Origin of the sequence: Micromonospora sp. CPCC 205739 (assembly GCF_036906795.1) — a bacterium.
Lineage (GTDB): Bacteria > Actinomycetota > Actinomycetes > Mycobacteriales > Micromonosporaceae > Micromonospora.
Window position 1 is genome coordinate 205949 of the sequence record NZ_JBAKHS010000010.1, and the last position, 13868, is coordinate 219816.

At 73.0% G+C, this 13868-nt stretch carries 12 protein-coding genes; 8 read left to right on the forward strand and 4 right to left on the reverse strand.

The genetic code is table 11. The features are described 5' to 3' along the window. Positions 1-1749, reverse strand: coding sequence for an ATP-binding protein (locus V6U88_RS17495; RefSeq protein WP_334454272.1), 1749 nt, complete (start codon positions 1747-1749; stop codon positions 1-3). A 226-nt stretch (positions 1750-1975) separates the two neighbouring features. On the opposite strand from V6U88_RS17495, the gene V6U88_RS17500 reads away from it, so the two are divergent. Continuing rightward, positions 1976-3607 (forward strand): hypothetical protein, encoded by a 1632-nt coding sequence (locus V6U88_RS17500; protein ID WP_334454274.1) that lies wholly within the window; start codon positions 1976-1978, stop codon positions 3605-3607. On the opposite strand, the gene V6U88_RS17505 is transcribed toward V6U88_RS17500, so the two are convergent. Both V6U88_RS17505 and V6U88_RS17510 read right to left on the reverse strand, forming a co-directional pair. Beyond that, positions 3537-4022, reverse strand: a complete 486-nt coding sequence (locus V6U88_RS17505) for a DUF7144 family membrane protein (RefSeq protein ID WP_334454276.1) — start codon at positions 4020-4022, stop codon at positions 3537-3539. The genes V6U88_RS17500 and V6U88_RS17505 overlap by 71 nt on opposite strands. A gap of 174 nt (positions 4023-4196) precedes the next feature. Then, positions 4197-4982: a pyrimidine reductase family protein gene (locus V6U88_RS17510; protein ID WP_334454278.1), complete on the reverse strand. Its 786-nt coding sequence runs from the start codon at positions 4980-4982 to the stop codon at positions 4197-4199. Positions 4983-5132: 150 nt separating this feature from the next. On the opposite strand from V6U88_RS17510, the gene V6U88_RS17515 reads away from it, so the two are divergent. The 6 genes from V6U88_RS17515 to V6U88_RS17540 all read left to right on the forward strand — a co-directional run bounded on the left by V6U88_RS17515 (position 5133) and on the right by V6U88_RS17540 (position 11708). After that, positions 5133-5678: a plasmid pRiA4b ORF-3 family protein gene (locus V6U88_RS17515; protein ID WP_334454279.1), complete on the forward strand. Its 546-nt coding sequence runs from the start codon at positions 5133-5135 to the stop codon at positions 5676-5678. A gap of 240 nt (positions 5679-5918) precedes the next feature. After that, entirely contained in the window at positions 5919-7214 is a 1296-nt protein-coding gene (locus V6U88_RS17520) for a sugar ABC transporter substrate-binding protein (protein ID WP_334454281.1), read from the forward strand. Between the two features lie 112 nt (positions 7215-7326). Beyond that, positions 7327-8295 carry a carbohydrate ABC transporter permease gene (locus tag V6U88_RS17525; RefSeq protein WP_334454282.1) on the forward strand — a complete coding sequence of 323 codons (969 nt, stop codon included), beginning with the start codon at positions 7327-7329 and terminating at the stop codon, positions 8293-8295. Between the two features lie 11 nt (positions 8296-8306). After that, positions 8307-9149, forward strand: coding sequence for a carbohydrate ABC transporter permease (locus V6U88_RS17530; protein ID WP_334454284.1), 843 nt, complete (start codon positions 8307-8309; stop codon positions 9147-9149). Then, on the forward strand, positions 9146-10579 hold the full coding sequence (locus tag V6U88_RS17535; RefSeq protein WP_334454285.1) for a GH1 family beta-glucosidase: 1434 nt from the start codon (positions 9146-9148) through the stop codon (positions 10577-10579). Before V6U88_RS17530 ends, V6U88_RS17535 begins: the two co-directional genes overlap by 4 nt. Before the next feature lie 82 nt (positions 10580-10661). Further along, positions 10662-11708 (forward strand): LacI family DNA-binding transcriptional regulator, encoded by a 1047-nt coding sequence (locus V6U88_RS17540; RefSeq protein ID WP_334454287.1) that lies wholly within the window; start codon positions 10662-10664, stop codon positions 11706-11708. Positions 11709-11816: 108 nt separating this feature from the next. Here V6U88_RS17540 and V6U88_RS17545 read toward each other — a convergent pair whose 3' ends face one another. After that, complete coding sequence (locus V6U88_RS17545) at positions 11817-12938, reverse strand: phosphotransferase family protein (RefSeq protein WP_334454289.1); 1122 nt, start codon at positions 12936-12938, stop codon at positions 11817-11819. A 147-nt stretch (positions 12939-13085) separates the two neighbouring features. Between V6U88_RS17545 and V6U88_RS17550 the strand changes: the two genes are divergently transcribed. Continuing rightward, positions 13086-13787 carry an amino acid-binding protein gene (locus V6U88_RS17550; RefSeq protein ID WP_334454291.1) on the forward strand — a complete coding sequence of 234 codons (702 nt, stop codon included), beginning with the start codon at positions 13086-13088 and terminating at the stop codon, positions 13785-13787. Positions 13788-13868 lie beyond the last annotated feature (81 nt).

Below are 13868 nucleotides of genomic sequence, written 5' to 3' on the forward strand. Positions count from 1 at the left end.
CTAGAACGGGATGTCGTCGTCGCCGGCGCCGGAGCCGACCACCGCGAACGGGTCGGCCGACTGGGTGATCGAACGCAGCGTCTGCGAGGGGGGCTTCCCCGCCTCGGAGACCCGGGTCGCCCAGGCGGGGAAGGGGAACTCCAGACAGAGCGGGACCGGGATGTCCGGCTGGTTGACGAACATGGTGCCCGGCTTGGCCAGCAGCGCCCGCTGGCGCTGGGCCGGCGGGAGGAAGCCGTACTCGGGACGGGACGCCTCGGCCGGGTCGAGCCGGCCGACCACCCGGATCGCCGAGTTGGTGACGATGCGGCGTTCCACCTCGCTCGCCGTCTGCTGCGCCCCGATCAGGATCACCCCGAGCGAGCGGCCCCGCTCGGCGATGTCCAGCAGCACCTCCTTGATCGGGGAGGAGCCCTCGCGCGGGGCGTACTTGTTGAGCTCGTCGAGGACGACGAAGAGCAACGGCTTGGCGGTGCCGGACTTCTCCTTGCGCTCGAACTCGCTCTTGAGCGTCACGCCGACCACGAAGCGCTGCGCGCGGTCCGGCAGGTTGTGCAGGTCGACCACGGTGACCTGGGCGCTCTCGGCGGTGTTGATGCTGTGCGGGCGGCGGGTGGCCAGGTCGCCGCGGATCAGCCGGCCCAGGTCCTTCTTGCTGCCGATCAGCCGGCGGGCGAAGGCGTTGACCGTGCCGAGGCCGACCGCGCTGCCCGCCCAGTCGCTGCGGGTCTCGTCGTCGTTGAGCTGCTCGACGATGTGGTCGACCAGGTCGGCGTACGAGCCCAGCCGGACACCGTCGACGCTCACCCCGCCGTCGGCGGGCTGCGCGTAGCGGGCCAGGTGGGCGGCGACCGAGTGGACCACCATCGTGTACTGCTGGCGCTCGTCGTCGGCGTCGGCGAAGACGTACGGCAGCAGCCGGTCGGCGCAGAACTCGCTCAGCGTCCAGTAGAAGCTGTCCACGCCGGTGAGCCGGCTGCTCACGTCCGGCGTGCCGGAGGAGTCGCCGACCCGGGGCGGGGCGTAGACCCGCACGTCGGGGAAGGCGCCGGCGTCCAGCCCCAGCTTCGCGTACGCGGCCCGGGTCGGGTCGTCGAGCCGGGCGTTGGGGTGGTCGAGGAAGAGCAGGTCCTCGCCCTTGACGTTGAAGATCAGCGCCTTGGCGTTGACCGCGTCGCCGCCCAGCACCCCGGAGCGGAAGACCGAGTAGAGCAGGAAGGTGGCGAAGCTGGTCTTCGTGGCCACGCCCGAGATGCCGGAGATGGAGACGTGTGCGCCCCGGCTGCCGTCGAGGAAGTCGGCGTTGAGGTAGACCGGAACCCCGTCGCGCCCCATGCCCATCGGGATGCGCCGCTCCATCCGGTCGAAGTGCAGCGCCCTTGCCCGGGCGTCGCCCTCGGCCCGGTAGACCGCAGCGCCGGGCGCGGGCGGCACGTAGAACTCCGGGTCGACCCGGGTGGTGGTGATCTCGGCGGCCTCCTGCACCTGGGCGGGGAGCGTGCCGTCGGCGATGGCGAAGACGTCCGAGTCGAACTGGGCGCCCTCGTGCCGGGCCCGGACCTGGGTGACCACCCCGGCGATGGTGACCGGCTCCCGGTCGGGCAGCTCACGCCGGGTGACGACCACGTCGTCGAGTTGGAGGTAGCTGTCGGGGGAGACGGCGGTCCAGAACTGCAGCGGAGTGGCGTCGGCGGTGCCGAGCACCCGGCCGACCGCCGTGCCGGGGCCGTCGAGCGGGTCGTCGGTCATCGGCGGGCTCCGGTCAGCTGGTCGTCTCGGTCAGGGCACACGTGGTGCATCCTGCCCGAGGAGTACGACAGGTTGCCACGCGACGCGGCGGACGCCACGCGCCGCCGTCGGAGGCCGTCGCGCTACGGGGTGGCACGACCACGATGGGTGCCGTCGTCCGCGCGATTCCCGTCCGAAGCGGCGTGATCCGCGAGAGCATCGGAGGGCCGGGGAAGCGAGGAGTGCCGTGGGACCGACACGAGGTCGACTTGTCGGGCTGCTCCTCCTCGCCGCGCTGCCACCGGCGGTGGAGGAGGCGCTGCTGGTCGGCGTCGGCCTGCACGCCGCCCGGGGACTGGCCCCACAGGCCAGCGCCGTCTGGCCGTACGACTCGTACCACGACCTGCGCTGGCTGCTGGTCTACCACGACTCCTGGCCCATGTTCCTGGTCGGTCTGCTGCTGCTGACCGTGCTCCGGGGCGTGCTCTCCGCCGGGCTGACCGGGCTGGCCTGGCCCGCCGGCGTGCCGCGCCCCTCCTGGGGCTGGCTGCTGCGGCGCAACCTGGAGGTCGCGGTGCTCGCCGCGGTCGTCATCTCGCCGTGGGCCGCCCTCTCCGTCGCCTTCTCGGCGGTGGCGCTCTCCTGGTATCTCTTCGCCTCGCTCGGCCCGATGCTGGTGCTCGCCCCCTTCCTGCTCCGGGGCGGGGTGGTGGCCCGGTGGTGGAAGGGGCTGCCCAGCATCGAGCTGTTCGGCTGGGCGTCGCTGAACTTCGTGGTCCTGACCCTGGCCGGCGCGCTGATCTCCAGCACCCCCGGCTGGTGGACGGTCCTGGTGGCCGGCCTGGCCGGGGTGGCGAACGGGCTGCTGTGGCAGCGGACCGTGGCCGCCGCGGCGGCGCCGGCCCGGCTGCGCTGGGCGCGGGTGCCGGTCGCGCCGATCGCGATCGCGCTCGCGCTGGCCGGCGCGATCTGGGCGCAGGCGGTCATCGGCTTCGCCGGCGACGCGCGCCAGGAGTGGCGGCCCCCGATCCTCGCCGACCGGTTGCCCGAGGAGGTCCCCCACGCGGTGATCGTCCTGGGCGGGCACAACTCCAGCTGGGACGGGAGTCCCTCCGCCGACCCGCGGGTGGAGCGCTTCTCCTACCGGGGCCTGGACATGCAGGGCCGGCCCCTGCCGTACCCGCCGGAGGCGACCCACCGTTCGCTGGACTCCAGCAGCGCCCTGCTCGCCGACCAGGTCGAGGCGGTGCACCGGCGCACCGGACGGCCGGTGGCCCTGTTCGGGCAGAGCGAGGGCTCGATGGTGGCCCGCACCTACCTGGAACGGCTTCCCCGCGGCCCGGTGACCGCGGTGGTGATGTTCAGCCCCCTCGTCCAGGCCGGCCGGACCTACTACCCGCCGCCCGGACACTCCGGCTGGGGTGTGGCGACCGGGTGGCAGCTGCGGGCCATGTTCTGGCTGGCGGGCCTGCCCCTGGCGGCGGAGGACGAACCCGACAGCCCGTTCGTGCGGTCGGTGCTGATCAACGCGCCGTTCTACCGCAACCGCACCCTCTGCCCGGTCGCCGGGGTGCGGATGATCGCCTTTCTGCCGACGGTCAGCGCCGCGGAGGCGCCGCCGGGGGAGTACAGCCGGATCCCGGTCTACCAGCAGCCCGCGCTGCACGGCGGGCTGGTGGGCGACCCGGCGGTGGAGGACCGGGTGGTCGCCTTCCTGGCCGGGGAACCGGTGGAGATGTCCCGGGGGGAGTACGGCCTGCTGCAACGGCTGGGCGCCGCCTGGCAGACCCCACCCCTGGCCCTGACGCTCAATCCGATCTGGTCGGCGACCAGGGAGGGGGATCCGGCGATGACGGGCCGGGTCTGTGAGCCGCGTTGAGCTGCCCGGCGACCCGGGTGGCGCGCCGGTGTCGGAGCAGCAGCCGCACGGCCGCGACGTACAGCCCCACCACCAGCAGCGCCCGGACCGGCGCGTACGGGAAGAGCAGCAGGTCCACGACGGCCCCCGCCGCGGCGCAGCCGAGGGCGACCGGCGTGGTGCCCCGGCGGCCGGTGACGACCGCCAGCCCGGCGAGCACGACCGCCGCGCCGACCGCGACGTGCAGCCGCGCCCAGCCGGTGATGTCGACCACGTACATGCCCTCCCGGGTCGCCACCACGAACGGACCGCCGCTCATGTCGGCCTGCGCGGACAGCACGTCCAGCAGGCCGGCGGTGGTCAGCAGGCCGGCGGCCAGCAGCGGTCGGCCCGGTCGCTCCGCCCCGATCGCTCCGCCCGACGCAGGGAGCCCCATTTGCCCAGGTTAGAGCCTGCGGGTGCGGCGCGGACCGGTCCCGGGCGCGGGTACGCGGACCGGTGTGCCCGCGCCGGTCGCCGTGGCCGGGGCGGACTGCCCGCGTATTCCGTCATGTGCCGCCGGGGGGCGGCCCGGCGGGGACCGACGACCGTGGGGCCACCCCGGGGACCGCTAGGCGGCCGGCGCGGCCCCGGCGGGCGTCGGCGCGGCGACGTCCCGGGCGTGGCGCAGCATCAGCACGCCGTCGTCGGCCGCGAGCACGTGCCGCAGCGGCAGTTCCCGGGGTGCGCCCGGGCTCCCGGCGGTGATCCGGCCGGGGCCGGGCCCGGCGAGCAGCGGGGCGACGGTCAGGCAGAGCTCGTCGACCAGGTCGGCGGCGGTGAGCGCGCCGAACAGGTGCGGGCCGCCCTCGCAGAGGATCTGGCCCAGCCCCCGGCGGCGCAGCTCGGCCAGGCCGGCGCCGAGGTCCACCCGCTCGTCGCCGCAGCGGATCAGCTCGGCGACGTCGGTCAGCCCCGGGGGCGCCTCGGCGGCGGAGTGGGTCAGCACCAGGGGTCGCACCGGCGCGTCGGCGAAGGCGGCCTGCGCCGGGTCCAGCTCCAGCGACCCGGAGACGACCACCAGGGTGGGGTACTCGGCCAGCCCCCGCTCGCGCCGCCAGGCCCGGCGCGGCTCGCTCAGCCGCACCGCGCGGTAGCCCTCGTGCCGCAGCGTGCCGGCGGCGACCAGCAGCCCGTCGCAGAGCATCCGGAGCAGGCCGAAGACCCGCTTGTCCGGCGCCCCGGAGAGCCCGGCGGAGTAGCCGTCCAGGGTCACCGCGCCGTCCACGCTGGCGACGAAGTTGACCCGCAGGTGCGGGCGGTCCGCGCGACCGTAGAGCGCGGTCAGCTCGGCGTCGTCCAGGGGTGGGGTGGTCGGCGTCGGCCAGATCCGGCGGATCGGGATTCCGACGCTCATTCGCTGGCCGGACCGGTGACCGGAGGGGTCGGTCCGGGGGTACGGTGCTGGCAGTCGCACCACTTCCGGCCGGGACAGTCGTCGTGCCGCCGCTCCCGGCAGGCTCGGCAGATCATGTCGGCAGCCTATGCGGTGGGAGGAGGGGGCAGCATGCCACGTCAGATCTTCCAGCTGAGGATGTCCCTCGCCGGGGTCCGCCCGCCGGTCTGGCGGCGGGTGCTGGTGCCCGGCGGCTACACCCTCGACCGGCTGCACCGGGTGGTGCAGCACGCCATGGGTTGGCGCGACTGCCACCTGCACTCGTTCGAGATCGACGGCGTCCAGTACGGCGAACCGGACCCCGACGGCGAGCTGTCGCTCCGCGACGAGCTGGACGTCCGGCTCGACGCGGTGCTCGGCAAGGGCAGCCGGTTCCGCTACACCTACGACTTCGGCGACTGGTGGGAGCACGACCTGCTGGTGGAGGACGCCTTCACCGCCGACCCGGATGAGCGGTACCCGTCCTGCCTGGACGGCGAGCGGGCCTGCCCGCCGGAGGACGTCGGCGGCCCGGCGGGCTACCTGGTCCTGCTGGCCGCGCTGGTCGACCCGGGCCATCGGGAGCACCGGGCGATGCGGGAGTGGGCGGGCCGCGACTTCGACCCGGCGGCGTTCGACCCGGGGCGGGCCAGCACGCTGCTGCGTCGCCTCTGCTGAGGGCCCACCGTCTCATGAGGAGCGGTGGAGGGCACCCGCGGTAACGATCTGGGAACGCTCCCATCGGTCTATTGACACCCCCTGACCCTCCCGGCACGCTCATGGGAGCGTTCCCAGGGCGTGGCGCGGATCACTGCGCACCCCGCCCGGCCGTCCCGGTCCGCCGGTCCGGCCCGGGAGCGCGCAGCGACACCCCCCACCACACCCAAACCCAGCCTCACCACTGAAAGAGGGGTCAGGATGAGCGTCACCACGCGGCGTACCCGCCTCGCGGCCGCCGCCCTGGCCGCGGTCACCGCACTCGGCGGTCTCGCGGCCTGCGGCAAGGACGACGACGGCGCCACGGCGTCCGGCGGGAAGCCCGCCAAGCTGGTCGTGGACACCTTCGGCGAGTTCGGCTACGACGAGATCGTCAAGCAGTACGAGAAGGACACCGGCATCAAGGTCGAGCTGCGCAAGACCGCACAGCTCAACGAGTACCGGCCGAAGATCGTCCGGGCGCTGGCCACCGGCAAGGGCGCGGCCGACGTGGTCGCCCTGGAGGAGGGCATCCTCAACGAGTTCAAGGCCAACCCGGCCAACTGGGCCGACCTGGCGCCGCTCGTGGCCGACCACAGCAAGGAGTACCTGCCCTGGAAGTGGGAGCTGGGCAAGGCGCCGGACGGCCGGCTGATCGGCCTGCCCACCGACGTCGGCTCGCTGGCGGTCTGCTACCGCCGCGACCTCTTCCAGGCCGCCAAGCTGCCGACCGAGCGGGACCAGGTCGCGGCGCTCTGGCCGGACTGGAACGCCTTCATCGAGACCGGCAAGAAGTACCGGGCCGCCACCGGCAAGGGCATGCTCGACTCGGTGACCACCGCCTCCAGCGCGGTGATGTTCCAGCAGGGCGGTGACCTCTTCTACGACAAGCAGGACAACGTCGTCGCCGACAGCAGCGCCTCGGTCAAGAGCGCCTGGGACACCGCGATCGCGATGGCCGACGCCAACATCACCGCCGAGACGGCCACCTGGTCGCCGGAGTGGTCGGCCGGCTTCAAGCAGGGCACCTTCGCCGCGACCTTCTGCCCGTCCTGGATGCTCGGCATCGTGCAGGAGAACTCCGGCCCGGAGAACAAGGGCAAGTGGGACGTGGCGCCGGTCCCCGGCGGCGCGGGCAACTGGGGCGGCTCCTGGCTCGCCGTGCCGACCCAGAGCAAGCACCCCAAGGAGGCGGCGAAGCTCGCCGAGTACCTGACCAACGCGCAGAGCCAGGTGGCGGCCTTCAAGGCCAAGGGCCCGCTGCCGACGAACCTGGAGGCGCTGAAGAACCCGGAGTTCCTCGCCTACACCAACGAGTACTTCAACAACGCGCCGACCGGCAAGATCTTCGGTGACAGCGTCGCGAAGATCCAGCCGTTGCACCTCGGTCCGAAGCACCAGGCCGTGAAGGAGAACGCCTTCGAGCCGGCGTTGCGGTCGTACGAGAACGGGCAGTCGACCAAGGACAAGGCCTGGGAGCAGTACGTCAAGGACGCCAAGACCCAGGGCGCCTTCTGAGCACTGACCCAGCACGGCGGTGGCGTCCGGGTCTCCCGGGCGCCACCGGCCGCGTCCCGTTGCACGTACCGCCCGCCTCACCGGCCCCGCCGGCGCCGGGAAAGGACCCCGCATGAGCCTGTCGGCCACGACCGCGCCGCCGTCACCCACGGCGCCGCCACCCCCACCCACCCGGCGCCGCAGCCGGGCGTCGTCGCTCAACCGCCTCGACCTCAAGCTCTCCCCGTACCTCTACATCGCCCCGTTCTTCGTGATCTTCGGGATCTTCGGGTTCTACCCGATGCTGCGCACCGCGTGGATGTCGCTGCACGACTGGAACCTGATCGGCGACCACAGCTTCATCGGGGTGGACAACTACACCCGGCTCTTCACCGACGAGTACTTCTGGAACGCCACGGTCAACACCTTCGGCATCTTCCTGCTCTCCACCATCCCGCAGCTGCTGCTCGCGCTCTTCCTGGCGACCCTGCTCAACCGCACGCTCCTGCGCGCCCGGACGTTCTTCCGGATGGCCATCTTCATGCCGAACGTGGTCTCGGTCGCCGCCGTGGCGATCGTCTTCGGCATGCTCTTCCAGCGCGACTTCGGCCTGATCAACTGGCTGCTCGGCCTGGTCGGGATCGACGCGGTCGACTGGGACACGGAGCGGTGGAGCTCGTGGACCGCCATCGCCTCCATGGTCAACTGGCGGTGGACCGGCTACAACACCCTCATCCTGCTGGCCGGCATGCAGGCCATCCCGAAGGACCTCTACGAGGCCGCGGCGATCGACGGCGCCAACCAGTGGAAGCAGTTCTGGCGGATCACCCTGCCGATGCTCACCCCGACCTTCGTCTTCGTGGTCACCCTCTCCACCATCGGCGGGCTCCAGCTCTTCACCGAGCCGCTCGTCTTCGCCAACGGCAACATCATCGGCGGCGACCAGCGGGAGTTCCAGACCCTGGCCATGTACATGTACGAGCTGGGTATCGAGAACCTCAACACCGCCGGGTACGGCGCCGCCGTGGCGTGGGCGATGTTCGTGATGATCGCCCTGGTCTCGTTGGTCAACTTCCTGCTCGTCCGCCGTACGGTCAAGTGAGGAGCGACCGGATGAACTCCGCTTCCCAGCGCCTCTGGCGCACCAGCCCGCTGTTGTACGTCGCCCTCGTGCTGGCGGTGCTCTTCTCGATCTATCCCTTCTACTACATGGTCGTGATCGCCACCCGCAGCCTGGACTCGATCAACGACGTGCCGCCGCCGGTCACCCCTGGCGGCGCGTTCGGCGACAACTTCGGCCGGGTGCTCGACAACGACGCGGCGAACTTCCTCACCGGCCTGCTCAACTCGGTGATCGTCTCCGGCGTGGTGACCGTCTCGGTGGTGATCACCGGGTCGCTGGCCGGCTTCGCCTTCGCCAAGCTGCGCTTCCGGGGCCGCAACATCCTGCTGCTGTCGATCATCGTGACCATGATGATCCCGACCCAGCTCGGCCTCATCCCGCTCTGGGGCATGATCCAGGACCTCGGCTGGTACGACACCCTCCTGGCGGTGACCGTGCCCTTCCTGGTCAGCGCCTTCGGCGTGTTCATGATGCGGCAGTACGCCACCCAGGCCATCTCCGACGAGCTGATCGAGGCCGGCCGGGTCGACGGGGCCAGCACCTTCCGGATCTTCTGGAACATCGTGCTGCCCGCGCTGCGCCCGGCCGCGGCCGTGCTCGGCCTGCTCACCTTCATGGAGACCTGGAACTCCTACCTCTGGCCGTACGCCGTGCTCACCCCGGAGAATCCGACCCTGCAGGTGTCGCTGGCGTTCCTGTCCTACGCCTACTACACCGACTACTCGCAGGTGTTCGCCGCGACCGCCATCGGTACCGTGCCGTTGGTGATCGTGTTCGCCCTGTTCGGCCGCCAGATCATTGGCGGGATCATGGAAGGTGCCGTCAAGTCGTGAGCAACCCGGACCACCCGCCCGCAGTCGGCGTACTCGACCAGGGGCCGGAACTGATCTTCCCGCCCGGCTTCCTGTGGGGCGCGGCGACCGCCGCGTACCAGATCGAGGGGGCCGCCACCGAGGGCGGCCGGACCCCGTCGATCTGGGACACGTTCAGCCACACCGAGGGGCGGGTGGTCGCCGGGCACACCGGCGACGTGGCCTGCGACCACTACCACCGGATGCCGTCGGACGTGCGGCTGATGGCCGAGCTGGGCCTGAAGTCGTACCGGTTCTCGGTGTCCTGGTCGCGGGTGCAGCCGGGCGGCACCGGCCCGGCCAACGCCGAGGGCCTGGACTTCTACCGCCGGCTCGTCGACGAGCTGCTCGGGCACGGGATCGAGCCGTGGCTGACCCTCTACCACTGGGACCTGCCCCAGCCGCTGGAGGACGCCGGCGGCTGGCCGGCCCGGGACACCGCCGCCCGGTTCGCCGACTACGCCCAGCTCGTCGCGGACGCCCTCGGCGACCGGGTGACGTACTGGACGACGTTGAACGAGCCGTGGTGCTCGGCGTTCCTCGGCTACGGCTCGGGGGTGCACGCGCCCGGCCGCTCCGACGGCGCGGACGCCGTCCGCGCCGGGCACCACCTGATGCTCGGCCACGGGCTGGCGGTGCAGGCGCTGCGGGCGTCCCGGCCGCAGGCCCAGCTCGGCATCACCGTCAACCTCTACCCGGTCACCCCGGCCACCGACGCGCCCGCCGACCTCGACGCCGCCCGGCGGATCGACGCGCTGGCCAACCGGTTCTTCCTCGATCCGGTGTTGCGCGGGTCGTACCCGGCCGACCTCACCGCCGACCTGCGCGAGGTCACCGACTTCGGGCACGTGCGCGACGGCGACCTGGCGGTCATCTCCACCCCGCTGGACCTGGTCGGCATCAACTACTACAGCCGGCACGTGGTCGCCGCCCCGGTCGAGGGCGCCGAGCCCGAGCCGTACTGGCGGTCGCCGTCGTGCTGGCCGGGCAGCGAGGACATCCGGTTCGTCACCCGGGGCGTGCCGGTCACCGACATGAACTGGGAGATCGACGCCCCCGGCCTGACCGAGACGCTGCGCCGGGTCCACGACGAGTACACCGACCTGCCGCTCTACGTCACCGAGAACGGCTCCGCCTTCGTCGACGCGGTCGTCGACGGGCAGGTCGACGACGCCGACCGGCTGGCGTACTTCGACGCGCACCTGCGGGCGGCGCACGAGGCGATCAGCGCCGGGGTGCCCCTGCGGGGCTACTTCGCCTGGTCGCTGATGGATAATTTCGAATGGGCCTGGGGCTACACCAAGCGGTTCGGGATGGTCTGGATCGACTACGACAGCCAGGCCCGTATCCCCAAGTCCAGTGCCAGGTGGTACGCCGAGGTGATCCGACGCAACGGTCTGGCCGCACAATAGGCTCGGGCCAGCCATCAGGGCGGTCCTGGTGTCCACCTCCCGCAGGTGGCACCGGGTCCGCCCGACGTCGGAGGAGCAGACGATGACAACGCAGCGCACCCGGTCGCTCGGGCGCCCGACCCTCGACGCGGTCGCCGCCCGCGCGGGCGTCGGGCGCGGCACGGTCTCCCGGGTCGTCAACGGCTCACCCCAGGTCAGCCCGGAGGCCCGGGCCGCCGTGCAGCAGGCCATCGCGGAACTGGGGTACGTCCCGAACCGGGCCGCCCGGGCGCTGGTCACCCAGCGGACCGACTCGGTGGCCCTGGTGGTCTCCGAGTCCGGGGACCGGGTCTTCACCGAGCCGTTCTTCGCCGGCATCGTCCGGGGCGTCAGCTCCGGGCTGCTGGAGACGCCGCTGCAGCTCTGGCTCGCCATGGTGCAGTCCCCGATCGAACGGGAACGGGTCGAGCACCACCTGACCAACCAGCACGTGGACGGCGTGCTGCTGCTGTCGCTGCACGACTCCGACCCGCTGCCCACGCTGCTGGAGGAGCGGGACCTGCCCACCGTGCTCGGCGGCCGGCCGGCGCGGATGCTCGAGCCCGGCGCGCGGCCGTCCTGGTTCGTCGACGTGGACAACGTCGGTGGCGCGCGGCAGGCGGTGGAGCACCTGGCCCAGCGGGGCCGCCGCCGGATCGCCACCATCGCCGGTCCGCAGGACATGGGCGCCGGCCTGGCCCGGCTGGCCGGCTACCGGGACGCCGTCCGGGCCGCCGGGGCCGAGGCCGACCCCCGCATGATCGCGTACGGCGACTTCAGCGAGGGCAGCGGCGCCGCCTCGATGCGCCGGCTGCTGGAGGTCTGCCCCGACCTGGACGCGGTCTTCGTCGCCTCCGACCTGATGGCCTTCGGCGCGCTGCGCACCCTGCGCGAGGCGGGCCGGCGGGTGCCCGAGGACGTGGCGGTGGTCGGCTTCGACGACGCCCCGATCGCCCGCCAGGCCGACCCGCCGCTGACCACCGTCTTCCAGCCGGTCGAGGAGATGGGCCGCCAGATGGCACGCCTGCTGGTCGCCCGCATCCGCGGCGAGGAGATCCCCGCCCCCCACATCCTCCTCGACACCCAGCTCATCCACCGCGCCTCCGCCTGACCCGCCCCCCACGCTCCGCGCACCTTTTCGAAAAGCGTGGCTGTTCGGCCGTGAACAGCCACGCCTTCTCGGAAAGAGGGGGTGGGGGGTTAGCTCGCGCGGAGGGGGCTACTTCTCGCGGACGGCGCGCAGGCCGTGTGCGACCAGCGGGGCCACCATGTCGCCGATGCGGTCGAAGCCGGGGCCGAGCGTCTGCCCGAGGGTGTGCCGGTAGTGGATGCCCTCGCAGATCACCGCGAGCTTGAAGCAGCCGAGCGCGACGTGCCAGTGCAGCGGCCCGACGTCGACGTCGCTGCGGCCGGCGTACCGCTCGATCAGCTCGGCGCCGGTGGGGAACCCGGCGCGCGGGCCGAGGCCGTCGGCGACTGGGTTGCCGGTGGCGAGGTCGCTGTCGCCCAGCACGTCCCAGTACGTCAGCAGCAGGCCGAGGTCGGCCAGCGGGTCGCCGAGGGTGGCCATCTCCCAGTCGAGCACGGCGCGTACCGACACCGGGTCGACGGTGGCGAGGAGGTTGTCCAGCCGGTAGTCGCCGTGCACGATCCGCCCGGCGTTGGCGCCCTCCGGCACGGTGCCGGCGAGCAGGTCGCGCAGCTCGTCGATGCCGGGCAGGGGACGGCTGCGGGACCGGTCGAGCTGGCCGGCCCAGCGGCGTACCTGCCGGCCCAGGTAGCCCTCGGGGCGGCCGAAGTCGCCCAGCCCGACCGTGGCCGGGTCGACCGTGTGCAGGGCGGCGAGGGTGTCCATCATCGCCAGGGCCAGGTCGCGCCGCTGCTCCGGGCGGAGCGGGTCGGTCTGGTCGCGGCTGCGGAACACCTCGCCACGGACCCGCTGCATCAGGTAGAACGGCGCCCCGATCACGTCGGCGTCGGCGCAGAGCAGCAGCGCCGCAGGAACCGGCACGTCGGTGGGCGCGAGGGCGGAGATCACCCGGAACTCGCGGGCCATGTCGTGCGCGGTGGCCAGCACGTGCCCGAGCGGCGGGCGGCGCAGCACCAGCTCCCGCTCGCCCGCGCGCAGCAGGTAGGTCAGGTTCGACTTGCCCCCGGCGATCAGGGTGGCCGCCAGCGGCGCGTCGGCCAGCTCGGGCCGGTGGGCGCCGAGGTAACCGGCGAGCCGGTCGAGGTCCAGGCCCCGGGGGGAGCCGGTCGGCCCGGAGGCGGGCGCGGTGGCGGAGGCGGGGGAGGCCGGAGAACTCCCCGGCCGGAGCGCGTCGACGGCCGGATCGGTCATCCGGATAGTTGATGGCAGCTCAGCTTTCTTGTCAAGCGGGGTTTTCCGCCCGGGACATGCCGCTGCAACAGGGACGAAACGGCCAACGGGCAGGCTGGTGCCAGCCCGCCGGCCGCCACGGCCGGCCCGCCGAGCGGAGGGACAGACATGTTGCTGCGAGTTCGGGTGACCCTGCCGGACCGACCCGGCACGCTCGGCCAGGTGGCCCGCACGCTCGGCGTCTCCGGCGCCGACATCGTCCAGGTGGTCGTCCTGGAACGGCTCGGCGGGCGGGCCGTGGACGACTTCACCGTGGTCTGGCCGGGCGTCGCCCGGGTGGAGCGGTTGATGGCGGGCCTGGCCGCCATCCCCGGGGTACGCGTGGACGGCGTCTGGCGGGCGATCGGCGCGCCGACCACCACCGGCCAGGACGCCGAGCTGCTGGCCCAGGTCGCCGCGAACCCCACCGACGGGGTGGCCACCCTGGTCGACGCGGTGCCCGGTCTGCTCGCCGCCGACTGGGCGGTGGCCGCGGTGGTCCCGCCGGACTGGGCCTCGCGGACCGGCGGGGGAACGGCGACCGTGGCGCACGCCAGCTGGCGGGCGCCCCAGCCACCGCTGCTGCCCGAGGTGACCCCGCTGCGGGCCCGGGCGCTGACCGGCGCCGACGGCAGCCACTACGCGATCGCGCCGTTCGGCCGGGCCGGGCTGGTGCTGGTGGTCGCGCGCGAGCACACCGAGCCGCTCGCCCCGGCCGCGTTCCACTCCACCGAGGTGGACCGGCTGGCTCAGCTGGTCCGGGCCGGCGCGGTGATCCTCGGCGACCGGCTCGACCTGGTCGGGGCGCCGCCGGTGACCAGCGTCACCTGAGCACGGGCAACGGTTCCCGGGGCGTCACCCCAGGGCAACGGCATGGCAACAGCCGCCCGGCACTGTCGTAACGGGGAAGGG